16 protein-coding genes are annotated in these 24,264 nt (G+C 65.8%); 14 read left to right on the forward strand and 2 right to left on the reverse strand.

Features of this window, described 5'->3' with window-relative positions; all coding sequences use genetic code 11:
* The first annotated feature begins 133 nt into the window (after positions 1-133).
* The gene (gene hisF, locus AB5Y72_RS04990) at positions 134-907 is read left to right on the forward strand and encodes an imidazole glycerol phosphate synthase subunit HisF (protein WP_042078718.1); all 774 of its coding nucleotides are present in this window, start codon (positions 134-136) and stop codon (positions 905-907) included.
* The gene (hisIE, locus tag AB5Y72_RS04995) at positions 900-1,535 is read left to right on the forward strand and encodes a bifunctional phosphoribosyl-AMP cyclohydrolase/phosphoribosyl-ATP diphosphatase HisIE (protein WP_209792234.1); all 636 of its coding nucleotides are present in this window, start codon (positions 900-902) and stop codon (positions 1,533-1,535) included. Before hisF ends, hisIE begins: the two co-directional genes overlap by 8 nt.
* A 61-nt stretch (positions 1,536-1,596) precedes the next feature.
* Here hisIE and AB5Y72_RS05000 read toward each other — a convergent pair whose 3' ends face one another.
* Positions 1,597-3,222 carry an acyl-CoA synthetase gene (locus AB5Y72_RS05000; RefSeq protein WP_325782360.1) on the reverse strand — a complete coding sequence of 542 codons (1,626 nt, stop codon included), beginning with the start codon at positions 3,220-3,222 and terminating at the stop codon, positions 1,597-1,599.
* A 311-nt stretch (positions 3,223-3,533) separates the two neighbouring features.
* Between AB5Y72_RS05000 and AB5Y72_RS05005 the strand changes: the two genes are divergently transcribed.
* The 8 genes from AB5Y72_RS05005 (at position 3,534) to AB5Y72_RS05040 (ending at position 15,364) form a co-directional block, all read left to right on the forward strand.
* Positions 3,534-4,073 (forward strand): glycine zipper 2TM domain-containing protein, encoded by a 540-nt coding sequence (locus AB5Y72_RS05005; RefSeq protein WP_042078722.1) that lies wholly within the window; start codon positions 3,534-3,536, stop codon positions 4,071-4,073.
* A gap of 307 nt (positions 4,074-4,380) precedes the next feature.
* On the forward strand, positions 4,381-7,299 hold the full coding sequence (locus tag AB5Y72_RS05010) for an AAA family ATPase (protein ID WP_368198653.1): 2,919 nt from the start codon (positions 4,381-4,383) through the stop codon (positions 7,297-7,299).
* A 311-nt stretch (positions 7,300-7,610) separates the two neighbouring features.
* Positions 7,611-8,222: a nitroreductase family protein gene (locus AB5Y72_RS05015; protein WP_325782358.1), complete on the forward strand. Its 612-nt coding sequence runs from the start codon at positions 7,611-7,613 to the stop codon at positions 8,220-8,222.
* A gap of 96 nt (positions 8,223-8,318) precedes the next feature.
* Entirely contained in the window at positions 8,319-8,534 is a 216-nt protein-coding gene (locus tag AB5Y72_RS05020; RefSeq protein WP_318163270.1) for a hypothetical protein, read from the forward strand.
* A gap of 161 nt (positions 8,535-8,695) precedes the next feature.
* Entirely contained in the window at positions 8,696-10,156 is a 1,461-nt protein-coding gene (locus AB5Y72_RS05025; protein ID WP_325782357.1) for a TolC family protein, read from the forward strand.
* On the forward strand, positions 10,153-11,271 hold the full coding sequence (locus AB5Y72_RS05030; RefSeq protein WP_325782356.1) for an efflux RND transporter periplasmic adaptor subunit: 1,119 nt from the start codon (positions 10,153-10,155) through the stop codon (positions 11,269-11,271). The genes AB5Y72_RS05025 and AB5Y72_RS05030 overlap by 4 nt, the downstream gene beginning before the upstream one ends.
* On the forward strand, positions 11,268-14,366 hold the full coding sequence (locus tag AB5Y72_RS05035; protein WP_325782355.1) for an efflux RND transporter permease subunit: 3,099 nt from the start codon (positions 11,268-11,270) through the stop codon (positions 14,364-14,366). Before AB5Y72_RS05030 ends, AB5Y72_RS05035 begins: the two co-directional genes overlap by 4 nt.
* Complete coding sequence (locus AB5Y72_RS05040; RefSeq protein WP_325782354.1) at positions 14,366-15,364, forward strand: lipid A deacylase LpxR family protein; 999 nt, start codon at positions 14,366-14,368, stop codon at positions 15,362-15,364. The genes AB5Y72_RS05035 and AB5Y72_RS05040 overlap by 1 nt, the downstream gene beginning before the upstream one ends.
* 134 nt (positions 15,365-15,498) lie before the next feature.
* Here AB5Y72_RS05040 and AB5Y72_RS05045 read toward each other — a convergent pair whose 3' ends face one another.
* Positions 15,499-18,717 (reverse strand): ExeM/NucH family extracellular endonuclease, encoded by a 3,219-nt coding sequence (locus tag AB5Y72_RS05045; RefSeq protein ID WP_325782353.1) that lies wholly within the window; start codon positions 18,715-18,717, stop codon positions 15,499-15,501.
* A 552-nt stretch (positions 18,718-19,269) separates the two neighbouring features.
* On the opposite strand from AB5Y72_RS05045, the gene AB5Y72_RS05050 reads away from it, so the two are divergent.
* The 4 genes from AB5Y72_RS05050 to AB5Y72_RS05065 all read left to right on the forward strand — a co-directional run bounded on the left by AB5Y72_RS05050 (position 19,270) and on the right by AB5Y72_RS05065 (position 23,593).
* Positions 19,270-20,391: an ABC transporter substrate-binding protein gene (locus tag AB5Y72_RS05050; RefSeq protein WP_325782352.1), complete on the forward strand. Its 1,122-nt coding sequence runs from the start codon at positions 19,270-19,272 to the stop codon at positions 20,389-20,391.
* Between the two features lie 101 nt (positions 20,392-20,492).
* Positions 20,493-21,545, forward strand: a complete 1,053-nt coding sequence (locus AB5Y72_RS05055) for an iron ABC transporter permease (RefSeq protein ID WP_042077489.1) — start codon at positions 20,493-20,495, stop codon at positions 21,543-21,545.
* On the forward strand, positions 21,538-22,308 hold the full coding sequence (locus tag AB5Y72_RS05060) for an ABC transporter ATP-binding protein (protein ID WP_325782351.1): 771 nt from the start codon (positions 21,538-21,540) through the stop codon (positions 22,306-22,308). The genes AB5Y72_RS05055 and AB5Y72_RS05060 overlap by 8 nt, the downstream gene beginning before the upstream one ends.
* 55 nt (positions 22,309-22,363) lie before the next feature.
* The gene (locus AB5Y72_RS05065) at positions 22,364-23,593 is read left to right on the forward strand and encodes an MFS transporter (protein WP_325782350.1); all 1,230 of its coding nucleotides are present in this window, start codon (positions 22,364-22,366) and stop codon (positions 23,591-23,593) included.
* Positions 23,594-24,264: the final 671 nt, after the last annotated feature.

A 24,264-nucleotide genomic window follows, 5' to 3' on the forward strand; every position in this document is an offset into this window, starting at 1 on the left:
TGGGCAGCCGTGTAGCTGCCCATCCCCCGTCAGGATCCCGCGAGGCATGCCGACCGCTTTCCCATTCGCCGCCAGATCCTGCGTCGGCGGCAGAACGATGTTGTTTAACCGTGCTTTACATGGAGCAATGAGCATGTTGTCAAAGCGTATTATCCCCTGTCTCGACGTCAAAGATGGCGTGGTGGTCAAGGGCGTGCAGTTTCGCAACCACGAGGTGATGGGCGGCATCGTCGAACTCGCCCGCCGCTACGCCGCCGAGGGGGCCGACGAGCTGGTGTTCTATGACATCACCGCCTCGAGCGACGAGCGGGTGGTGGACAAGAGCTGGGTGAGCCGGGTGGCGGAGGTGATCGACATCCCCTTCTGCGTCGCCGGCGGCATCAAGAGCGTGGAGGATGCCCGCCAGATCCTGGAATTTGGTGCCGACAAGGTCTCCATCAACTCCCCGGCCCTGGCCGATCCCACCCTGATCACCCGTCTGGCCGAGCGTTTCGGCGTGCAGTGCGTGGTGGTGGGCATCGACTCCTACTTCGACGCGGCCCTCGGCCAGTATCAGGTCAAGCAGTTCACCGGCGACGAGAGCCGCACCCGCACCACCGCCTGGACCACCCTCGACTGGGTGCAGGAAGTGCAGCGCCGCGGTGCCGGCGAAATCGTGCTGAACGTGATGAACCAGGATGGCATGCGCCAGGGCTATGATCTCGAACAGCTCAGGCTGGTGCGCGCCGTCTGCAAGGTGCCCCTCATCGCCTCCGGCGGCGCCGGTGCCATGGAGCACTTTCGCGATGCCTTTACCCTGGCCGACGTGGACGGAGCCCTGGCGGCTTCCGTGTTCCACAAGGGCCTCATCCCCATTCCCGAATTGAAACGCTGGCTGAAAAACGAAGGAGTCGCCATCCGTGAATAATCAAGCAGTAGACAATGCATTGCCGCTGGCCGAGCGCCTGGACTGGGCCAAGTGTGACGGCATGATCCCCGCCATCGTCCAGCACGCCGCGAGCGGCCAGGTGCTGATGCAGGGCTTCATGACCAAAGAGGCGCTGGAGAAGACCCAGGCCACCGGCCAGGTCACCTTCTTCAGCCGCAGCAAGCAGCGCCTCTGGACCAAGGGGGAGAGCTCAGGCCATGTGCTCAAACTCGTCGCCATCTCCACCGACTGCGATCAGGACTCCCTGCTCATCGCCGCCGATCCCGTGGGCCCCACCTGCCACCTGGGCACCCCGTCGTGCTTCGACGGCCACCCGCTGCCGCCGCTGGGTTTCCTCGCCGAGCTCGAGCAGATCCTGGCCGCCCGCAAGGGGGCGGACCCCGCCACCAGCTACACCGCCAGCCTCTATGGCAAAGGCACCAAGCGCATCGCCCAGAAGGTGGGCGAAGAGGGGGTCGAAGTGGCCCTGGCCGCCATGGCCAAGGATCGGGAGGAGCTCATCAACGAATCCGCCGATCTGCTCTATCACCTGACCGTGCTGCTGCAAAACGAGGGGCTGGGGCTGAAGGATGTGGTGCAGCGCCTCCATGAGCGCCACAACAAGTGATCGACACCGAGATAAACAACGGGCCCTGATGGGCCCGTTTTGTTTTACGGCTGTGGCAGCCTCAACAGTCCAACTGCTTTCGCAGCATAAATTTCTGCACCTTGCCGGTGGAGGTCTTGGGCAGGGGGGTGAAGATGATCCGCTTGGGGGCCTTGAAGTGGGCCATCTGCTCGCGGCAGAACGCGATGAGGTCGGCCTGGGTGAGCTCGCGGCCCTCCTTGAGCTTGACGAAGGCGCAGGGTACCTCCCCCCACTTCTCGTCCGGCATGGCGATCACCGCCGCCTCGTCCACGTCCGGGTGGCGATAGAGCACGTCCTCCACCTCCAGGCTGGAGATGTTCTCCCCGCCGGAGATGATGATGTCCTTGGATCTGTCCTTGATCTCCACATAGCCGTCCGGGTGCCAGACCGCGAGATCCCCGCTCCGAAACCAGCCGTCTGCCATCGCCTCCTCGCTCGCCGCCGGATTCTTGAGGTAGCCCTTCATGACGATGTTGCCGCGCAGCACTATCTCCCCCAGGGTCTTGCCATCCCGGGGAACCGGCTCGCCGCTCACCGGGTGGATGACCCGCATCTCCCCCTGCAGTGGTGAGGCGACCCCCTGGCGCGCCTTGAGGCGGGACAGCGTGGTGGCGTCCTGCCCCTCCCAGCTTCGCTGGGGCTCGCACACCACGCAGGGGCCATAGGTCTCGGTAAGACCGTAGACATGGGTCACGGCGATCCCCATGGCCTCCATGCCGGCGATCACGGTGGCGGGCGGCGCCGCCCCCGCCGTCATCGCCTTGATGGGGTGATCTAGCCCCTGCTTGAGCGCCGGATCGGCATTGTTCAGCATGTTGAGCACTATGGGGGCGGCGCAAAAATGCGTCACCTTGTGCTCGTGCAGCGCCTCATAGATGGCCGCCACCTGCACGTGACGCAGGCAGACGCTCACCCCGGCGGTGGCCGCCAGGGTCCAGGGGAAGCACCAGCCGTTGCAGTGGAACATCGGCAGGGTCCAGAGATAGACGCTGTGCTTGGGCAGCTCCCAGGAAAGGGCGTTGTTCACCGCGTTGAGGTGGGCACCGCGATGGTGATAGACCACCCCCTTGGGGTTGCCTGTGGTGCCCGAGGTGTAGTTGAGCGAGATGGCCTGCCACTCGTCCCCGGGCAGCCAGCCGGGCTCATCGCCGTTGCCCCCGGCAATAAAGGCCTCGTAATCCAGCTCGCCAATGAGCTCCCCCTCCCGGTAGAGGGGATCGTCGATGGCGATGACCAGGGGCTGGTTGTCTATCTGGGAGAGCGCCCTGCGCACCACGGCGCCAAACTCCCGGTCCACCAGCACCGCCTTGCTCTGGGCATGCTGGAAGATAAAGGCCATGGCGTCGGCATCGAGCCGGGTGTTGATGGTGTTGAGCACGGCGCCGCTCATGGGCACTCCGAAGTGTGCCTCGAACATCGCAGGCACATTGGGGGCGACAATGGAGACGGTGTCCCCCTCGCCGATGCCGCGGCGGCGCAGGGCCGAGGCGAGCCGGCGGCAGCGTACCTCGGTCTGGGCCCAGCTCTGGCGCAGGGGGCCGTGGATCAACGCCGGGTAGTCGGGGTAGACGCTGGCCGTCCTGGCCAGGAAGCTCAGGGGGGTCAGCGCCTCGAAATTGGCGGGCGTCTTGCCAAGGCCGGTCTCGTAGATGTGGGGCTTTGTCATCGGGTTCCTTCCTCGTCGGGTACAAAGCGGAGTGCGTCTCGCGTTCGAGATGCCGCCCGACGCAGCGCAGGGGCGACTCTCGAGAACGGATGAAAGGGTATCAAGGGGGCGTGATCCCAGGTATTAGCGAAACGTCTTAGGGTGCAGGCCTGCCCCCCCGTTGTCGCCAATCGCCGACGCTCTTTTGCCAAGGTCGTTTTTTGCGCAGTCAGTCTCTGTCGCAGTCGGGGGGCGCTCTGCTTGAGCCGGAGGGGGAAAATGCCAAGAATGCACCCAGGCCCGAAGCGGGTATCTGTATGAGGAGAGAGACGATGAACACATCCATGTTGGCAGGTATCGGGATCGGTGTGGCCTCTGCGCTGGCCTTGTCGGCCGCCGCCAGCGGATCCCTGTTTACCTCAGAGCCCCAGTTTGCCGAGGTGCTGGCCAGCAAGCCGGTGACCGAGACCATCAAGACGCCGCGCCAGGAGTGCCGCAACGTCACCGTCACCCACCGCAAGCCGGTGCAGGACGAGCACAAGATCCTGGGGACCGTGGTCGGGGCGGCGCTGGGGGGCGTGGTCGGCCACCAGTTTGGCGGCGGCAGCGGCAAGAAGATCGCCACCGCGGCCGGTGCCGTGGCCGGCGGCTACGCCGGCAACCAGGTGCAGGGCAACATGCAGGCGGGCGACACCTACACCACCACGGAGCAGCGCTGCAAGACGGTGCAGGAGAGCAGCACCCGCACCCTGGGCTATGACGTCACCTACCGCCTCGCCGGCCAGGAAGGGGTGGTGCGCATGGAGAAGCAACCCGGCACCACCATCCCGGTCAAGGATGGCAAGCTGGTACTGAGCAACGAGCAGGGTTGATACTCCGTTAGGAGCGCCCTGCCATGAGGAAGGCCCACCAGAGAGGTGGGCCTTTTTCTTGGGTCACCGTTGGAAAAGCACCGGAGCCACGGCCACCTCTGCCCTGCCTGTGGCTCGCCCCCCTCATTGCCAATGGGTGTCATCTGGTGAGTCGTCAAGCCACTGGCGGGCGTCATTAGCTTCCCTTTTTCACTGCCGCCCCCGGTTTTCTCTCCCCATCGCCGCTACGGCTGTCTTTTTTCTTGACCCCCATGACGGGCCGACTAAGATGATTCCGATTGCCAGCCTGCGGTATAACGGTTTGAATATGTCAAAGATATCAAGTACATCGCTTCCATTGCATGTCCGCTTTGGCGAGTTCGAACTGGATGAACGCAACGCACTCTTGCTGCGCAGCCACAGGGCCATCCCCCTCTCCCCCATCCCGTTCAACCTCTTGTGTGCCCTGGTACGGGATCCCGGCACCCTCCTGACCAAGGACGAGCTGCTCGACCGGGTATGGGGTCATCGCTTCGTCAGTGCCTCCGTGCTGAAAGGGGCCATCAGTGATCTTCGCACCCTGCTGGGAGACAGTCCCCGTCAGCCGCGCTTCATAGAGACGGTCTCACGCCGCGGTTATCGCTTTATCTGCCCGCTCCTCCCCCAGGGGGAGTCTGCCCCGCCCGATGGCCCCCTCCCCCCAGCAGTCCGGGTGCCGAGCATCGGCACCCCATCCCCCGAGGGATTCATCGGCCGCGGGGAGGAGCTGGCGCGGTTGCAGGACGCCTGGCGACGGGCGACTCAGGGTCAGCGCACCATAGTCTGGGTCGCGGGCGAACCCGGGATCGGCAAGTCCACCCTGATCGCGCACTTCTGCTCCGGGCTCGACCACGCCCTCTGGGTGCGGGGGCAGTGCGTGCAACTGCATGGGGCGGGCGAACCCTATCTGCCGGTGCTGGAGGCCATCGCCGAGCTGTGCCGTCGCGATGAGCAGGCGATCCCCCTCCTTCGCAGCGTGGCCCCCACCTGGCTGCTGCAACTGCCCTGGCTCTGCTCGGCCGCGCAGCGAGAAGCCCTGCTGAATGAACTGGTCGGCGCCCACCCGCAGCGCATGTTGCGGGAGATGAGCGAGTTTCTGGATCGTTACACCGAGCATCAGCCGCTGCTGCTGATCACCGAAGACCTGCACTGGGGCGATCCCTCCACCCTGCAGCTTGTCGACTATCTCGCCCGCCGGCGCAGCCACAGCCGCCTGATGTGGCTTGGCAGTTTCCGCCTGACCGAGATCATCGCCCAGGATCATCCTCTCAACGAGCTCAGACACGAGCTGCGCCCGCAGGGCTTGTGCGAAGAGATCCTGCTCGACGCCTTCTCCGAGCGGGATGTGGCGACCTATGTCTGCACGCGGCTGCCGACGCTGGCCGCCGAGGACAGATTCGTGAAGGCCCTGCATGAACGCACGAGTGGCGTGCCCCTGTTCGTGGCATCCCTCGCCAACGAGGTCCTCGCCCAGGCCGCCCATGGCAGCCTCGCCGGGCTGGCGGATCTGGCCCGCACCCGGATCCCCGAGAGCCTGAACGCCCTGATCGATCACCATGTGGCCAAACTCTCGGGCGAGCGGCGCCAGTTGCTCACGGCGGCCGCCGTGTTTGGCATGACACTGCGTCTCGACATGCTGTCACGGGTGCTGGACAGCGATCCTGTGCAGGTGGCGGAGCTCTGTGATCGGCTGGCACGGGAGCGGCTCTGGCTGACGGAAGTCACATCGAGCGAACCCGCACTCGGGGTGATGCCCTCCTTCGTGTTCCACCACCAGCTGTTCCGTCAGCGCCTTTATGACGGCTTGCCCGGCGCGGTGCGCGCCGCCTGGCACGGCAAGATAGGGGTCCTGCTCCAGCAGGACGGGAGCGCAACGGCCGCCGAACTGGCCATGCATTTCGATCGGGGCCGTGAGCCCATGAAGGCGCTTGGCTATTATGCCGAGGCGGCCCGGGCGGCCTTGCTCCATCTCAGCCCCGTCGAGTGCATGGGGTTGACCGAGCGGGCACTCTTTCTGATCGATCAGATGCCGGAGAGTGCCCAGCGCCATGCGCTCGAGATCACCCTGGCCACGCTGCGCGGCTGCGCCGCCTTCCACACCCTAGGGGCCGGGGACGACACCCGCGCCGCCTACCAGCGTGCGACCAGGCGCCTCGTCGAGGTGCCATCGCATCCCATGGCCGGCCTGGCACTGCACGGTTTTGGCCTGCTGCTCGATTTTCGGGCCGAGTATGACGAGGCGCTGGCCATAGCCGCACGGGCGCAAGCCCTCGCCACCGAGAGGGCGGATCCCCTGCTGACGCTGGCGGCCTGCACCATACAGGGGCATGCGCTCATGATGCAGGGCCATCATCTGGCGGCCAGGGAGGTACTGGAGCTGGCGTTGCCGGCCCTCGAGCAGGCGACGGCGACGACCGAGCACAATTTCATCGGGTTCATCGCCGATCCCCAGGCGACTGTGCTCGCCTTGCTGAGTCTCTCCCTCGCCCAGCTGGGCCTGTTCCATCAGGCGCGCGAACGCCTCCGGCAGGCTTATGCCCGCTCCCGCCACCTTGCCCAGCCGATGGCGCTGATGTTTACCCTCTGGTGCGATGCGCTCTGTGCCATCCGGCATGGCGACGTGGCGCGAGTCGCGGCGCTGGCCGGAGAGATGGCGACCCTCGTCGACCGCTTCTCCCTTGCCCAGGGCAAGGCGGCCTGCCGCTGGTTCCAGGGGTGGGCAGAGAGCCATTGCGGCAGCCCCCTGGAAGGAGGCCGCCAGATCTGCCTGGCTTACGAAGAGAACCGGGCGCTCGGGATGCTGTCAGGGAGCAGCGAAACCCTGGGCTATGCCGCCGAGGCCTTGGTCCTCCAGCAGGAGTGGGAAGGAGCCCAGGCGACGCTGGCGCGGGCGCTGGCGTTCGTGCACAGCCACGGGGAGCGCATCGTCCTGCCGCAATTGTTGCTGCTTCGCGCGGCCACAGAGCAGGCCAGGGGCGACGTGACGGCCGCGGCAACCTCGGCACGCCATGCACGCGCCGAGGCCATGGCCCAAGCCGCGCCATGGCTCGAAGTCATGGCATTGACCGCCCTTTGCGACCAGGGTGCTGCGACGCCAGAAGAGAGGGCGGCGCTCGCCGGATGGGAAGAGCGACTCGCCGCGCAGGGAGAGCCCGCCCCCCTTGTCAGGACGGTGCGCCCCCTTGCAAACGGCAAGGCGGCTCAATAAGCGCCCCTCCCGACCGAATCCCCACCTCTCCCTGACCACATGCCCATTCGTCGTCCTTATACTCGATTGCGACAGGTAATGGGCGTGATCCGGCCACTGGCCCGCGTCCTAGTGTGAGAAGGGGGATCCTCTGGCCCCCGCCTCGCCAACACCCTCGACAGGGCCTGGCGATCCCCGTCATTCAGGCCCAGCCATGGACACAGGGGGATTGAACGGCAGGCCAGGAGCCCCTTGTACCTGACGCCGCCATCGGTCGCGTTCACGCGTTTCCGGCGACCTCTTGCCTCCATTTACGTGATACCGGTGCCCCCATGGATATCTGTGATTGCCGTCAGTCAGGCCGTTGCAAGGATAGATTCGCCTCAGGCAGGCCCCTGCCAGAGTCGATCATCGACGAGCTCTGCTCCCTGGCCTGCCTTGGCCAGCCATCACAGCGCCGCCTGCCCTGGCATGTCATGGTGGCCTCCTCGCTGGATGCGAAGCGGCGCATCAATGCGGTAGTCAGCGGGGCGTTCCCCTTCGCCCCCTGCCAGCTCCACAAGGCGTCCCATATCGTGGTGCTGTGCGCCAGAACAGGGCCGAGGCGGGCCGCCTATGATGGGGCGTTGCCGACGGCCGTCCCCGGGCACCATGCCGAATATCCGGCAGCCCCCCGGGAGCACGCGGCAGAGCAGGCGGCCCTCGCCGGCGCCTCTCACCCGATCTACATGGCCCTGGGCGCACTCTTGCTGGGAGCGGCGACCCTGAACCTGGCCACTTGCACCGTGGATGACTTTGATGCTGACTGGCTGGATGCCGAGCTGGGGCTGGCCGAACGGGGATGGCGCAGCGTCGTGATGGTGGGTCTGGGCCAGCATGCCGCTGGCGATATCGAGCCACCCTCTCTCCCCCTGCCGACGGAGCTCTTCATGACGCGACTGTGAACAGATCGCCACCCAATTCCGACCTTTTATCCACCACTTCGCCCTCGTACTCCCGTAATCTTCTGCGGCAAGCCCGAATATTGATGGATGCTGCCCATGATCCTCAGATCCGATCCCCAATACCCCCTCCATCGCATGTACGTCGTCAAGCTGGACCGGGACGCCACGCCAGATGCGCTCCATGGGCGCCTTGAAAACCTCGTCTCCGGCACGCAGCGCAACTTCGCATCGGCGCAGGAGCTGCACGGCCTGATGGAGCGGGATCTCGAGCGCGAGGACGCCCCCGGGCAGAGTCCTGACCCCATTCCCTGACGGCACCCGCTCCCACCCATTTCCGACCAAAGTCCGACCCCTTCCTGACCATGGCCGCGGCCCGGCTTGCTAGTCTGCCTACCCGATCCCGTCCACCCCATGATGCGAGTTATACGATGTCTCCAACACCTGCCATCTCCCGGGTCCCGCGCCCGCGAAGGATGCGCGTCATCCCAGCCCTGGTCTCCTCTGCCCTGGCGCTTGCCTCGGCTGGCTGCACCACGCCCCAACTGGACTCCACCCTGGATCTCCCCGCCAGCTTCGCCACCTCGCGGGAGGCGGCCGAGCCGGACGTGCAGTGGTGGGAGAGCTACGGCGATCCTGTGCTCAGCGAGCTGATCGTCCAGGCGGCCCACGCAAACCGCGACATCCGCATCGCCGCCCAGCGCCTGCGCGCCGCCCGGGCGGGAGAGACAGTCAGCCGCTCCGTCCTCCTGCCCAACCTGGGGGTGACGGGCAGTGCCGGCCACAGCGACAACGGCTATGGCAGTGGCGCACGGCAGGCCGCCCCCGAGACGAGCAGTCTCTCCGCGGGCCTGAGCGTCTCGTGGGAAGTGGATCTCACCGGCCGTCTGCGGGCTGGCGCGGCCGCCGCCGCGGCAGAGGCCGAGGCCAGCGAGGCGCAGGCACGCGGCGTGCGTCTGCTGGTGCTGACGGATGTGGCCAGCAACTATTTCACCCTGGTCGGCGCACAGCGCCAGCTGGAGACGGTACACGCCATCTCGGAGGCCCAGGACGAGACCTTGCGTCTGGTGACGGCGCGCCAGCAGGTCGGGTTGGCCTCCCCCTTCGATGTCGAACGGGCGCGCACCGATGCCGCCCAGGCACGGGCGGCCATGCCGCGACTCGCCACCCTGATCGCCGTCTCGCGCCATCGTCTCGCCGTGCTGATCGGCGCCCAGCCGGCGACCGCCAGGATCACCCCTTCCCAGGCCGTCATCAAGACCCCGCCGGTACGCCCCGGACAACCGGCCAGCCTGCTGGAGCGTCGCCCGGACCTGCTGACGCTGCGTGCCCAGCTGGCAGCCTCGAACTGGCGTCGCCAGCAGGCAAAAACGCAGTGGTTCCCCCGCCTGTTCGTCAGCGCCCTGTTCGGTCGCGAGGATCTGGATGTGAACGGCATGGCGCTCGGATCGGCCCGCTTTGGCAACATCGCCGGCCTGATGACGATGCCGCTGCTGGACTGGGGCCGAACCAGCGCCGTCAACGAGATCGCCGAGAGCGCCCAGTCCGAGGCGCTGCTGCGCTACGAGGATGGCATCGTCCGAGCGCTCGAGGATGTGGAGAACAGCCTGGTCGCCCTGCGCGACGAGCGTGATCGGGCAGACGTGCTGCAAGGGGCCGCACGGTCGGCGCAAATGGCCCTCAAGCACGCCGAGTCCCTCTATCAGCGGGGACAGATCGATCTGTTGCCGCTGCTCGATGCCCAGCGCGCACGCCTGACCGTGCAGCTCGGCGCCAATGACAGCCAGACCCAGGCCCTGCTCGACAGCGTGACGCTGTTCAAGGCGCTGGGCGGTGGCTGGCAGGCCTTCGAGCCGGCGACAACCCATACCCCCGAGACAGCCGTGTCCAAACGCATCACCCCCACCCCTTTATCCACTAACGAGGAATCGTCGTGAAACCCTTCGTCGCCGCGGCCAGTGCCGCCACCCTTACTGCCTTGCTGTGTGCCTGCTCCGAACCCGCCCCCTCCACGGGCGCACTCAGACCGGTGAACACCATGGCGCTTCATTACGACAGCCTGCGCGACAGCCAGCGCTATTTTGCCTCGGTCGCCTCCCGCTACGAGGTCGAACAGGCCTTTCGCATTGGCGGCAAGGTGCTGGTGCGCAAGGTCGATGTCGGCCAGGTCGTGAAAGAGGGCAATGTGCTCGCCATCCTGGATGATGCGGACTACCTGCTCGCCGAAGAGGCCGCCCGCCAGCGTCTGGCGGCGGCCAAGGCGGCCGCCTGGCAGGCCGAATCGGATTGGCAGCGCCTCAGTGAGCTGAAGAAGAACGGCTCCGTCAGCGCCTCCCACGAGGAGCAGGCACACAGCACCCTGCTCACCGCCAGGGCGGCGGCACAGGCGGAGGCCCGCCAGTTCGAGCTGGCCCGCAACCAGGTCAATTACACCCAGCTGCGGGCCCCCATCAGCGGCGTGGTGACGGCGCTGCGCATGGAAACAGGCCAGGTGGTGGTGGCGGGTCAGCCCGTCATCACCCTCGCCAACGAGGGCAAGCCGGAAATCGTGGCGGATATTCCCGAGAACCGGCTGGCCGAGTTCAAGGCCGCACGCTACAAGGCCGCGCTGGCCACGGCGCCGGAGCGCTATTTTGCGGTCGAGCTGCGCGAGCTCTCGGCCCAGGCCTCGGCGCAGACCCGCACCTACCGCGCCCGCCTCAAGCCGGTCGAGCCCAGAGCACTGCCGCTGGGGGCGACCGCCACCCTGATCGCCGAGCGCACCGATGAGGGCACCCGCGTCGCCACCCTCCCCGCCACGGCCCTGACCCAGGAGCAGGGGGCGCCGGCCGTGTGGACGGTGCAACAGGACGGCAAGGGCAATACGGGCACCGTCAAGCTGGTCAAGGTCGCCATCCAGGGCTATCGCAGCGACGAGGTGCTCGTCTCCGGTCCCGCCGAGGGCGCCCTCGTCGTCACCGCCGGGGTGCAGAAGATGGCGCCAGGGCTGAGAGTCGCCCTGCCCGCCGCCGCATCCGCATCCCGCTCTGAACGTGAGGAAGTGACCCCATGAAATCGCTCAATCTCACCGAATGGGCGCTGAGCCACCGCGCCGTGGTGCTGTTCCTGATCCTGCTGGTGACGGTGGCGGGGACCCTGGGCTTTGGCAGGCTGGGTCAGCTGGAGGACCCCAACTTCTCGGTGCCCTCCATGACCGCCATGGTGGTCTGGCCCGGCGCCACGGCGCAGCAGCTCCAGGATGAAGTGCTCAACCGCATGGAGAAGAAGTTCGAGCAGCTCGATCACTTCGAGAAGGTCAAGACCTTCGCCCGCCAGGGGTTCGGCGGCATGCTGATCACCGTCAAGGGGGGCACCTCCAAGGCGGATCAGCAGGAGGCCTGGTATCAGGCGCGCAAGAAGTTCAGCGATCTCGAGCTCGAGCTGCCCGAAGGTGTCGTAGGCCCCATATTCAACGACGAATTTGGCGACGTCTACGGCCTGATGTACGCCATCAAGGGGGACGGGGTCAGCCTCGCGGATCTCGCCGATCAGGCGGAGATCATCAAGCGCCGCCTGCTCAAGGTGCCCATGGTCAAGAAGGTGGATCTGCTCGGCAAGCAGGCGGAAAGAGTCTACATCGAGTTCTCCCACGAGCGCCTGGCGGCGCTGGGCATCCAGCCCGTGCAGATCATGGCGGCCCTGAAGAGCCAGAATGCCGTCCTGCCGGCAGGCTCCCTCGACACCGCCTCCGACCGCATCTATGTGCGGATCAGCGGCCAGTTCCGCAGTCTCGACGACATCCGCAACCTGCCCATTGCCGCAGGCGGGCGCGTCATAAAGCTCGGCGACTTCACCACGGTGCGCCGCGGCTATGAGGATCCCCAGACCTACAGCATCCGCCACAACGGCCAGCAGGTGCTGATGCTGGGCATTTCCATGACCAATGACGGCAACATAGTCCAGCTGGGCGAGGCGCTTGAGACCGTCATCGCACAGATCCAGAACGAGCTGCCCTACGGGGTCGAGCTCGAGCAGGTCGCCGATCAGCCCACCACGGTCAAGGAGGCGGTCTGGGACTTCGAGCGCTCCCTGGTGGAGGCCCTGGTGATCGTCGTCATCGTGAGCCTGCTGAGCCTGGGCTGGCGCACCGGCATAGTGGTCGCCCTGTCGGTGCCCCTGGTACTGTGCATGGTCGCCATCTTCATGCTGGGGACCGGCTGGAATCTGGAGCGGATCTCCCTGGGGTCGCTCATCATCGCCCTGGGCCTGCTGGTGGACGACGCCATCATCGCCCTCGAGATGATGGTGGTGAAGATGGAGGCGGGCTGGGACAAGGTCAAGGCCGCCGCCTACTCCTACAAGGCGACCGCCATGCCCCGCCTGTCCGGTGCCCTGATCACCGCCGCCGCCTTCATGCCGGTGGGCTTCTCCCAGTCCACCACGGGTGAGTACGCCGGCGGCATCTTCTGGATCGTCGGCGTGGCGGTGGTCTTCTCCTGGCTCTGCTCGGGCCTCTTCACCCCCTACCTTGCCGTCAAGATGCTGCCCGCCCAACTCGGCCATCACCATGGCGAGGGGAACCCCTATGACACCAAGGGCTACCGCCGGCTGCGCGGCTGGATCCAGCAGGCCATCGCGCGCCGCTGGCTGGTCATCGGCATCACCTTCGGGGCCCTGGTGCTGGCCGTGCTGGCGGTCAGGCTGGTGCCGCAGCAGTTCTTCCCCAACAGCACGCGGCCCGAGCTCATCGTCGAGCTGCGGGTCAAGGAGGGGGCCTCGTTCGCCGCGACCACAGAGCAGGTAACACGCCTGGAGCAGCTGCTGGCCAAGGACGAGGACGTGCGCTTCTACACCGCCTACACGGGCGCCGGCGCACCGCGCTTCTACCTCTCCCTGGATCCCGAGCTGCCCAACCCGGGCTATGCCCAGTTCGTGGTGATGACCAAGGATCTGGAGGCCCGCGAGCGCGTGCGTTCGCGCCTGATGGCCATGGCCGGGGAGCAGTTCCCCCAGGCCTGGGTTCGCGTCACCCGCCTCGAGCTCGGCCCGCCGGTGGGCTTTCCGATCCAGTACCGCATCGTCGGCGCCGACACTCAGGTGGTGCGCGCCATCGCCCGCAGGGTCGAGCACCTGGTGGCGAGCAATCCCCAGGTGCGCGACGTCCAGCTCGACTGGAACGATCCGGTGCGCGCTCTGAATGTGGCGCTCGATCAGGAGAAGGTGCGCGCCCTGGGGCTCTCCCCCGCCGAGGTGGCGATGGCGACCCAGTCCCTGATGCAGGGGGTGACCCTGACCCAGTTGTGCGACGGCGAGGAGCTGGTCGACGTGGTCGCCCGCGCCATTCCCTCGGAGCGACTGGATGTGGAGACCCTGAAGGACATCAACCTCTACACGAGCCAGGGCACTGTGGTGCCCCTGTCGCAGATTGCGACCGTGCGCCATGAGCTGGAAGAGCCTGTGCTGTGGCGGCGCAACCGCGACATGGCGATCACGGTGCGGGCCGACGTGGTGGACGGTGCCCAGGCGGTCTCCGTGACCCAGGCCATCACCCCCCTGCTCAAGGAGCTGGAGGCGACCCTGCCGTCCGGTTACCGGATTGACGTCGGCGGCGCGGTCGAGGAGAGCAACAAGGCCAACGAGGCGCTGATCGCCGTGGCCCCCGTGATGCTGATCACCATCTTGCTGATCCTGATGCTGCAGTTGCAGAGCTTCTCCCTGATGACCATGGTGCTCTTGACCGCGCCCCTCGGGATGATCGGCGTGGTGGCCGCCCTGCTGGTGTTCCAGGCTCCCCTGGGCTTCGTCGCCATCCTGGGCGTCATCGCCCTGTGCGGCATGATCATGCGCAACTCGGTGATCCTGATCGACCAGATCCAGATAGAGACGGCCGGTGGCCGGGATCCCTGGAGCGCCGTGGTCGAAGCCGCCGTGATGCGGGCCCGCCCGGTGATGCTGACCGCGGCGGCCACCGTGCTGGCCATGATCCCCCTGACCCGCAGCGTCTTCTGGGGCCCCATGGCCATCGCCATCATGGGCGGGCTGACCATCGCCACCCTGCTGACCATCTTCTTCGTGCCCTCCCTCTATGCGGCCTGGTTCCGGATCGCCCCGGCCAAGGAGACCGGGCCCACCCTGGCGCAGGCCTCTGGCGCAGAGGAGCGGGCATAGTGAACAAGGGACGCACTGCGCTGATGTTGACGGGGTTGCTGCTGAGCGGCGCCAGCCAGGCCGGGGATGGCACCCTGACCCTCACGGTGGAGAACGACGTCTTTACCGGCTCAGACAACAACTACACCAATGGCGTGGGGATAGCCTGGGTCTCTGAGGCCATCGCTCGGGAGGACGATGGCCCCCTAGGTCAATGGACCCGCTTCTGGGCATTCCTGCCGTTCGTGGCCGATGAGGGCTACACCAACTATGCCTCTTGGGCCCTGGCCCAGGAGATCAACACCCCGGACGACATCGGGGAGCCCCATCCCGATGTCGACGATCAGCCCTACTCAGGGGTGCTGGTGATCGACAGCACCCTCTATGCCCGCAGGTGGGACTGGAGCCACGCCTGGCAGCTCAGGCTGGGGGTGGTGGGGCCCGCCTCCCAGGCCGATGACACCCAGCGGGAGTTCCATCGCCTGATCGGGGCCGACAAGCCGCAAGGCTGGGATACCCAGTTGCCGAACGAACCCATCGTCAACCTCAACTACACGGTGGCCCACCTCGCGGCGGCCGGACACACGGCGGCCGAGCTGGAGTGGCGCCTGGTGCCCCTGGCCACCGCCGGGGTCGGCAACTATTTCACCGGGGCCGGGGTCGGCCTCTATGGCGAAATAGGCTGGGATCTGGTGGATGCCCTGGGGGTCACCGCCCTGCGCTCCGGCCTCAATGCCGCCTCCACGGTCGGCATTGCACCGCAGAACCGCTGGTCGGTCTCGCTCTTTGGCGGGGGCGGCGCCTACGGGGTCGTCCACTACCTGCCCCTCGACGGCACCCTGTTTCGCACCAGCCACGCCGTCGATACCGAGCCCGTCATCGGCATGGGCTCCTTCGGCTTCTGTTTGCGGCGCGGCAAGTTGACCCTGGGGTTCGCCCGCACCTTTTTCACCGAGACCTTCGACACCCAGCGAGAGCAGACCGACTTTGGCACCCTGAGCCTGTCATGGGTGCTGTGATCGCCATCCCCCTGGGCGGGTTCGCCGGCAGCCAGCGTCCGGGCCGAGGTTGCCCTCGCGCCAGATGCAGAGCACGGCGCCCTTCATAAAAAAACGGGAGCCGTAATGGCTCCCGTTGTCATGCTTTCTCCCGGTTACTTGCGACCAAAGGGCCACCAGGACTTGTCGTTGTCCAGAATGTCGACCCGGGTCTGCTGGACGGCGCCCGGCTGGGCCCCTTTCAGCTTCTCGAGGCTCACACTGAACTGCTCGGTGGGCTCGACGAACCAGTCATCGATGATCAGCACCTTGACCGACTTGCTGCCCCCCTCGCCCGCGGCCCAGCTCACCGACTGACCGAGCCAGGGCAGGAAGTCCAGCCCCCAGCGGGCCGTGCTCCCCTCAAGGCTCACCTTGGCACGGGCGGGCTTGCTGAGATCGCCGCTGCGCACCAGGGGGATCTCCGCAAACCACTGCCCCTCGTTCACCGTCAGGGTGGGGTGAGCCAGGGTGATGGTGGACGGTGCCAGCTTGTCCTTGATGGTCACCAGGGTCTGGTGCTGATCCCCCAGGGCCGCGCCGCTTGCATCATAGAGCTCCAGGGTGAAGGTCTCGTCCCCCTCGCGCAGGGTGTCGCTCTTCACCGGGATGCTGATGGTCTGGCTGTCGCTCTCGCCCGCCCCCCAGTGCAGGGTGCCGGTAAGCGGCGCCACGTCGTTGGCATCGGCGCTGCCGTAGGCAATGCGATAACTCACGCTGGCCTCACCATAGGTGCCGTCGCGGCGCGCCACGCTCAAGGCCAGGGTGTTGCCCTCCTCCACGTTCGCAGCGGCGCTCTCTAGGCTCAATACCCCGGCGGGTGGCAGCGGATACTGGATGGCCACCAGCACGGGATCGTGATCCGAGGCGCTGAAGGGCCCTTCGGATTTTGCCAGCTGGCCGCTGTACTTGCTGCCGTACTCGAAGAAGTTGCTCTCGGCGGAGTTGATGTGCCAATCCTCGATGCCGATCACCTTGGCTGCGAGGCTCGGATTGGCCAGGGCGTGATCCAGGTTGCCGAGCTCCCCTTCATAGCTGTAGGAGTAGGTGTCGGTCCCGTGGAAGCGGGTGTTGAGGTTGATGAACCCATACCCCTTGCCCAGGGCGCTGCCGCTCTCCTCGAAGGGCTGACCCGCCAATGTGGTGAAGGAGGCGCTCATGATCTGGCGCGACTGGGCAGCCGGATCATAGTCGGTCAGCACCCGGATGGGATCCTCCATGCCGTAGGCGTTCATGTCGCCGATGAGCAGCAGATCCCCGGCCAAATCCTTGAGGGTCTCCCCCAGCACCTTGGCGGCGGAGACCCGCAGCGCGTTGCAGTGGCCCTGGCCATCCAGCGGATCGGCGGTGGCGTAGTCGGGGTAATCCTCGAAGCAGGCGGAGCCCTTGGACTTGAGGTGGTTGACCACCAGGGTCAGGGGCGCATCCCCCTTGGGCGAGCCGAAGCGCTGTACCAGTGACTCGCGCATCCCCTGGTTGATGGTCACCGGCTTGCCGCTGGCGTCCACCGCCTCGGCCTGCTGCACCGGCAGCGCGATGAGGCTGGCGGCCCCCTCCGGGGTCACCTTGGCGGGTCGGTAGATGAGCCCCACCGTGATGGCGTCGGTGCCGATGGGCTTGCCATCCGGCGAGGCAATCCAGCGGTAGTGATCCGCCTCGTCCGGCTGGGCGGCGTTGAGGGCCCCCACCAGGTTGGCGATGGCGGAGTTGTCGCCGTAGCCGTTGTTCTCTATCTCCATCAGCCCCACCACGTCGGCATTGAGGCGGGTGATGGCGCTGACGATCTTGGTGCGCTGCAGCTCGAACTCCGCCACCGTGAGGGCGCCCCGGTTGCTGCCGGTGGGGTTGGCATCCCCCCCCACGACAGTGGTGAAGAAGTTGAGCACGTTGAAGCTCGCGACCCGCAGATCCCCCGCCTCGGCGAGCTCGGGGGTTTCCACCCGATCCCAGCCACTGTGATCGATCTGGCTTGCGTCGATGCGGTTGTTCGCCACCAGCCTGAACAGGTTGTAGGAGTAGCCAAGCGCCCCTTCCAGCCCGTTGAGCCTGTCGCCGATGCGCAGGTAACCGTCCTCGGCGTTGAAGCCGGGATACCAGGGCAGCACGCCGTCCGGCGCCTTGGCGTCGGTCTCCACCACCAGCTGGTTCTGCTGGTTGCGCAGGGCCCAGTTGCTCGCCTCCTGGCTCATGGCGGCAAACTTCTGGGTCGACTTGATGAGCGGCGCGCCATAGGCCAGCACCAGGTTGTTGCGCTTGCTGTCGTAGTCGAAGCTGAAGTTGCGGGTCACCACCAGGCTGGATTCGGGCACCAGCCGCACCTGCATCCCCTCGTGACGCTCCAGCAGCTGGCTCAGGCTCTCCCCCGCCACCGGCAGCAGATCCACCGCCGCCGGCACGGCGCCGGCAGGTTGGGTCACCACCAGTTCGTCGGCACTGAGCTGGGTCTGGTTGAAATACTCCTTCACCTTGCCCGAGACGCACACCTCGGCCCCCGGCACGACGGCAGAGTTGGCCTTGGTGCTGTAGACGAAGAGGCCATCGGAGGTGGCCGGATCCCCGTCCCCTTGCACGTCCTGAATGAAGAAGCCCTTGTAGAGGCCGCTCACCACCTGGGTCACCACGCCGCGGATGGCATAGGCCTGCTCGGACTCGAACTTGCCGGCCGGCACCAGGGGGCTGCTGTTGCCGGGGCCCTGAATGGCGGGCACCGGCACCAGGCTGTCCACCGGGCAGACGAAGGCGGGCGGCTGGGTGCCATCGCAGGGACCATCGCCACTGCAGCCCAGACCGCTGGCGTCATCTTTCGGGGCGGCCACATATTCCTGCGCCGGATCGAAGGGGGCGGTCGCATCGACCCGGCCCGTAGTGACGGTGGCCTTGCGGCGCAGGGTCATGTCCAGGGTCGAGACGTTGCCCGACACCCAGGCCGTGCCCGGATCCACCCCCACCTGGCCGAAGCTGTCCACAAGCTCGCTGCCGCGATAGAGCACCAGGGCGTCGTCACCGTTGAACACCAGGTTGCCGCTGGTCTGATTGGCCTTGGCCAGGATCTCGCTGCTGGCGGAGGGGTTGGCCAGCACCAGGCTGGCCCCCGGCGCCAGGGTGCCCTGCAGCGCCAGGCTGTTGGTGGGGGCCTCGGTGAGGGGTTTGCCGTTGGCATAGAGCGCCAGTCGGTATTGGGAGAGATCGATGACGCTGGAGCCCACATTGCTCAGCTCCACCGCCTTGTTGTTGCTGGATCCTTCCAGATATTCGCTGATAAGCAGTTGCGCCTGCGCCTGTCCAGCGAGCGCCAGCCCGACGGCCAGCGCCACGAGAGAATGTCTTCCTGACATGGTCAGTTTCCTTTTTTTATTTGCAGTTCGTGTTATTGGCGCCCCGCGCAAGGCGGGCCGCAGCACCTTGTTGCCGGCGAGATCATGACGATTCGGTGCCATGATCCCGCGGCGGGCCTACTCTGCCCCTTTGACGGCGGAGCCGCTGGGAGCTGGCTAACAATGACAACAAAATGTTGCGTGCAGGTGACGGGCAATACCCGAATGGGCAGTGCCCGTCATCGGTGCGCAGGAAATCGTCGCCACCTCTGGCGGTGCCATGCCAGGGAGACTCGACATCGGACAGACTCCAGGGTTGAGAGCGCGAGCGGTGCGGCGGCCAGTACCCTGCACCACACGCGGCAAGATGGGCACCACGGGCCACCCTTTTTCCATGCAAACAGAAAGAGGGTCTCTATTGGAGCAGGGTGTTGTGCTGCGGTGGCATGGGTTCCAGTAGTGACATAAATAACAAGAGAGGGGATGGCACAAAGGTTTGTTGCTTTTACGCTCGCGAATGGCAATAGTTCTCACTTTCTTTTTTGACCGTTTCTATTCCCGAGGTGCTACAAGATGTTTCGTCACCCCCTGGCAAAGTTGCTGCTGCTCGGCCAGCTCGTCCTGGCGAGCTGGATGGCGCAGGCCGCCCCCCCCGTTGAAGTGGAAGATGTGATGGGCCGCAAGGTCTCCCTCAGCCTTCCGGCCAGCCGCATCGTGCTCGGTTTCTATCCCGAAGATTACCTGGCCGTGGCCGGTGAAGGCGGCGCCGATCGCCTGGTGGGCATGTCCCTGGGCTGGTTCATGAAGTCCCGTCCCGCCATCTGGTCTCTCTACGTGGCCAGCCAGCCACAACTGGCCAAAGTGCCGGACCTTGGCAACGTGCAGGATCAGAGCTTCTCCATCGAGAAGACCCTGGCGGTCAAGCCCGATCTGGTGATCCTGGCGAAGTGGCAATACGAGGCCCTGGCCGCGGACCTGCCGCGCCTCGAGCAGGCGGGGATCCCGGTGGTGGTCATCGACTACAATGCCCAGACCCTGGCACAGCACATGGCGAGCACCCTGCTGCTCGGCAAGCTGACCGGCCAGGAGGCCCGTGCCCGGAAGATGGCCGACGAGTACAAGGCCAAGATTGACACCATCACCTCGCGCATCGCCGCCGCGAAGCGCAAGCCGCCCCGGGTCTACATCGAGCTGGGTGACAAGGGCCCGGCCGAGTACAGCTACACCTATGGCAAGGACATGTGGGGCGCCATGGCCCTGCTGGCGGGCGGTGAGAACGTGGCCGCCCCCTTCGTCGATCGCTGGGGCCCCATCCACCCGGAACAACTGCTGGCGAGCAAGCCCGAGGTGATCCTGATGGCGGGCTACGAGAGCGTGAGCAGTGCTGTCGCCATGCAGGTGGGCCAGGATGTGTCGGCCGAGACCGTGCGCCAGCGCCTGCAGGGCTTTGCCGCCCGTCCGGGCTGGAGCGAGCTGCCCGCGCTGCAGCAGGGGCGCCTCTATGCGGTCTACCACGGCGCCACCCGCAGCATCATGGATGCCGCCCTGATCGAGTTCATGGCCAAGGCCCTCTACCCGGATCTGTTCCAGGATCTCGATCCCCTGGCCACCTATCAGGCGTTCTACCAGCACTACCTGCCCATCCGTCCCCAGGGCACCTTTATGCTGGGCATCAAGCAGGGTGACGCAAGCTAACCCTGGCAATTCGGGCGCGGCCCACTTCGGCCGCGCCCTCTTCAGCAACCCTCTTGGATTGTGTGGGCGCCTCTTGTGGCGCCCGTTTCAGGATTGACATCATGAATGATTTGGCTGCCCTGCAGCAGACCCTCGCCCGGCAGCGGCAACGGGAGCGCCGTCGCTGGCACTGGCTGGCGCTGCTCGCCCTGGTCCTGTGCATTACCCTGGTGCTCGACATCGCCACCGGCCCCTCCCTGCTGGCCCTGCACGACGTGATCGATGCCCTGGTTTCCCCCGCCCAGGCCGATCCCATGACCCGCACCATAGTCCACGACATGCGCCTGCCCATCGCCCTCATGGCCCTGGTGGTCGGTGCCTCCCTCGGCCTGGGCGGCGTGCAGATGCAGACCCTGCTGGACAACCCCCTCGCCAGTCCCTACACCCTGGGGCTCGCGGCGGCGGCGGGCCTGGGCGCGGCGCTGGCCCTCTACACCGGCGGCCTCGGGCTCTCCCCCCTGGTGGCCATCCCGGCCGGCGCCTTCATTGTGTGCATGTTTGCCGCCTGCCTGCTGTTTGGGCTGGCCATGATGCGCCATGTCAGCAGCCAGACCCTGATCCTGGCGGGCATCGCCCTGCTGTTCCTGTTCCAGTCCCTGCTCTCCCTGCTGCAGTTCCTCTCCTCCCCCGAGCTCAACCAGCAGATCCTGTTCTGGCTGTTTGGCAGCCTGATGCGCACCACTTGGGACTCCCTGATCATCACCGCCGTCGTCACCCTGATCTGCACCCTGCTCATCTACCGGGATGCCTGGGCCCTCACCAGCCTGCGCCTCGGGGAAGCCCGCGCCCGCAGCCTCGGGGTCAACGTCGACAGGCTGCGCATGAAGACCCTGGTGCTGGTCGCCTTGCTCACCGCCACCGCCACCAGCTTCGTCGGCGTGATCGGCTTCGTCGGCCTGGTGGCCCCCCATATCGCCCGCATGCTGGTGGGGGAAGATCAGCGCTTTTTGATCCCCCTCTCCGCCCTGTGCGGCGCCTGCATGCTCTCGGCGGCCTCGGTGCTCTCCAAGTCCATCATTCCGGGAGCCCTCTTCCCCATCGGCATCGTCACCGCGCTCATTGGCGTGCCCTTCTTCATCTGGTTGATCCTCGGCAGGGGGCGTAAACGTGCTTGAAATATCCCGACTCTCCCTCTCCCTCGGCCAGCAGACCCTGCTGCGGGATCTCAGCCTCACTCTGCATCCGGGTCAGGTCCATGTGATCATCGGCCCGAACGGGACCGGCAAGACCTCCTTGATGCGCGCCCTCTTTGGTGAACTGACCCCGGACAGTGGCGACATCCGCCTCGGGGACCAGAGTGCCCGCCAGATGACGCAGGCCAGGTGGCGCCAGCAGTTTGGCTACATGCCCCAGAACATCCAGCTGGAGCTGGACCTCAGCGTCATCGAAGTGGTGGTGCTCGGGCGCCTCGACAGCCTCTCCATGCGCCTCGCAGACGAGGACATCCTGGCTGCCGGCCGCGCCCTGCAGGCGCTCGGCATCGCCCATCTGGCGGATCGCCCTCTCTACTCCCTGAGCGGCGGCCAGCGGCAGATGGTGCTCTTCGCGCAGGTGCTGCTGCGCGACCCCCGCATCATGATGCTGGACGAGCCGGTCAGCGCCCTGGACCTGCACCACCAGATGCAACTGATGGAGCACCTGTGCCAGCAGACCCGGGAGCAGCAATGGATCACCCTGGTGGTGCTGCACGATCTCAACCTGGCCGCCCAGTTTGCCGATCAGCTGATCGTGCTGGCAGGGGGAGATCTGCAGGCCTTCGGCCCCCCCGCCCGGGTGCTCGACGCGGCCCTCATCGAGCGCCTCTACCAGGTGCCGGTGGAGATAAGCCACGATCAGCACGGCATCCCCTTCCTCAGAACCCTGCGAAAGACATCATGACACAGTGCTGCGCCACCCCGGCGACCACCTCCCCACGCGCTGGCGGGAGGCGACCATGAACGGCGCCTCCTACTGGCGGGACTGGCAGGGCATGAGCCCGGCCGCCCGCCTGCTCATCACCAACGGGCTCGCCTTCAACCTCGGCTTCTACATGATGATGCCCTTCCTCGCCCAGCACATGGGCAGCGGGCTCGGCCTGGCCGGCTGGGCCTGCGGCCTCGTCATGGGGATGCGGGTCTTCAGCCAGCAGGGGCTCTTCCTGCTGGGCGGCACCCTTGGAGATCGCATCGGCTACCATCCCGCCATCGTCTGGGGCTGCCTGGTACGATCCTTGGGCTTCGTGCTGCTGGGCTGGGCCGAGTCCCTGCCCATCCTGCTGCTGGCCGCCGCCCTCACCGGCTTTGCGGGAGCCCTGTTCACCCCCTGCGCCCAGGCCTACCTTGCCAGCGAATGCCACAACCCGAGCCAGCGCCAGCGCGCCTTCGCCCTGCACAATCTGGCCAGCGAGGCGGGCATGCTGCTCGGCCCCCTGGTCGGCCTCACCTTGACCCAGCAGAGCTATACCCTGACGGGGATCCTGGCGGCGAGCCTCTTCGCTCTGCTCGGAGTGCTGCAATACCGGGTGCTGCCCAAACGCCCGGTGAGCAACCAGAGCCCCCGTGGCGCCATCTTGCGCCAATGGGGGGAGATAGTGCGCCAGCGCCCCTTCATGGGGTTCACCCTGCTGGCGGGCAGCTACCAGATCCTGTTCCACCAGCTCTATCTCGCCCTCCCCGCCCATATCCAGAGCCTGCCGGACGCCACCCGGCTGCTCGGCGGCGTCTTCACCCTCTCGGCGGTGATCGGCGTCCTGCTCCAGCTCCCGGCCTCGCGCCTGGTGGAGCGCCGCCTGGGGGTGCCGCTCGCCATGGGGCTGGGGATAGGCATGATGGGCCTGAGCTACCTGGCCCTGCCCCTGCTGGCTCCCTGGCCGACGGCGGGCGTGTTGACGCAGGTGGCCCTGCTTTCCTTAGGCTCCATCCTCTGCTTCCCGCTCTTCGCCGCCCAACTGCCCCGCTACGCGCCCCCTGAGCAGCTCGGCAGCTACTACGGCTTCTATGCCAGCGCCGGGGGCTGCATGGCGCTTTTTGGAAACCTGCTCATCGGTTTTATGCTGGGGGACGCGGGCAGCCGCCCCACCACCGCCATCTGGTGGCTGCTGGCCCTCGCCGGCCTGCTGGCGGGGGTTGGCCTCTATACCCAGTTGCGCAAGGATGGCCAGGTTCAGCCGGCCACCCATCAATAAACAGGGCGGCCAAGGCCGCCCTAGTTTTGTTCCTGTTCTCTCCCTTCCCCACCTTATCAAGCGAACCAGAAACTGAGCGATATGCTTGACGTCGGTGGTTATCTTGTCAGAAATGAGTTCAACTCTTGCAAAAGCCCTACTAGCATGACCTGCTCCTTGAGGTCGGTAACCTTGACTGCCCACTACAGGGAGTATTTGGGGGTGGAGTAAGGCAGATATTGGGCATTCCAATCAGATTCAGATACGCCCTAGACCCAAAATCACATTATGCGATGGGTTTATGGGGTATAATATGCGCTGGGAGTAACTTAAGGTTATTATTAATACTTTACGTCCAGCATATAGGCCGCAATGAACTGATAGAAAGTCACTTATCTATTCCGAACGCAGGCTACTTTCAGCACTTAATATATTAAAGGCGAGTTTATTTTAAACGGTGATAAGCATAAAAATCTTTGGTCTCCTTGTTTTCATTAATTTTGTACTGATTCGCAATTGTTTACGCTCGAGGTCTCAATGGCGCCCTAGTCAAAGGCCCAGCTATAGTACCTCACCCATCAATGTCGTAAGGTCTTCCCATCCGAACAGCTCCAAGAAAAACTTGAGAAATAACAGTAGACAGAAAGCATTCCGATAAGAGCCGTATCTCGCCATTCTAAAGAAAGCTAACA

It is taken from the genome of Aeromonas sp. R7-4 (genome assembly GCF_040908055.1).
GTDB classification, from domain to species: domain Bacteria; phylum Pseudomonadota; class Gammaproteobacteria; order Enterobacterales; family Aeromonadaceae; genus Aeromonas; species Aeromonas sanarellii.

What these genes read in the sequence shown, in the direction of transcription:
- AB5Y72_RS05005 (WP_042078722.1), top strand. Translation starts at nt 3,534, where the DNA reads ATGAACACATCCATGTTGGCAGGTATCGGGATCGGTGTGGCCTCTGCG.
- hisF (WP_042078718.1), top strand. Translation starts at nt 134, where the DNA reads ATGTTGTCAAAGCGTATTATCCCCTGTCTCGACGTCAAAGATGGCGTG.
- AB5Y72_RS05055 (WP_042077489.1), top strand. Translation starts at nt 20,493, where the DNA reads ATGAATGATTTGGCTGCCCTGCAGCAGACCCTCGCCCGGCAGCGGCAA.
- AB5Y72_RS05065 (WP_325782350.1), top strand. Translation starts at nt 22,364, where the DNA reads ATGAACGGCGCCTCCTACTGGCGGGACTGGCAGGGCATGAGCCCGGCC.
- AB5Y72_RS05025 (WP_325782357.1), top strand. Translation starts at nt 8,696, where the DNA reads ATGCGCGTCATCCCAGCCCTGGTCTCCTCTGCCCTGGCGCTTGCCTCG.
- AB5Y72_RS05010 (WP_368198653.1), top strand. Translation starts at nt 4,381, where the DNA reads ATGTCAAAGATATCAAGTACATCGCTTCCATTGCATGTCCGCTTTGGC.
- AB5Y72_RS05015 (WP_325782358.1), top strand. Translation starts at nt 7,611, where the DNA reads ATGGATATCTGTGATTGCCGTCAGTCAGGCCGTTGCAAGGATAGATTC.
- AB5Y72_RS05000 (WP_325782360.1), bottom strand. Translation starts at nt 3,222, where the DNA reads ATGACAAAGCCCCACATCTACGAGACCGGCCTTGGCAAGACGCCCGCC.
- AB5Y72_RS05045 (WP_325782353.1), bottom strand. Translation starts at nt 18,717, where the DNA reads ATGTCAGGAAGACATTCTCTCGTGGCGCTGGCCGTCGGGCTGGCGCTC.
- AB5Y72_RS05035 (WP_325782355.1), top strand. Translation starts at nt 11,268, where the DNA reads ATGAAATCGCTCAATCTCACCGAATGGGCGCTGAGCCACCGCGCCGTG.
- AB5Y72_RS05050 (WP_325782352.1), top strand. Translation starts at nt 19,270, where the DNA reads ATGTTTCGTCACCCCCTGGCAAAGTTGCTGCTGCTCGGCCAGCTCGTC.
- AB5Y72_RS05020 (WP_318163270.1), top strand. Translation starts at nt 8,319, where the DNA reads ATGATCCTCAGATCCGATCCCCAATACCCCCTCCATCGCATGTACGTC.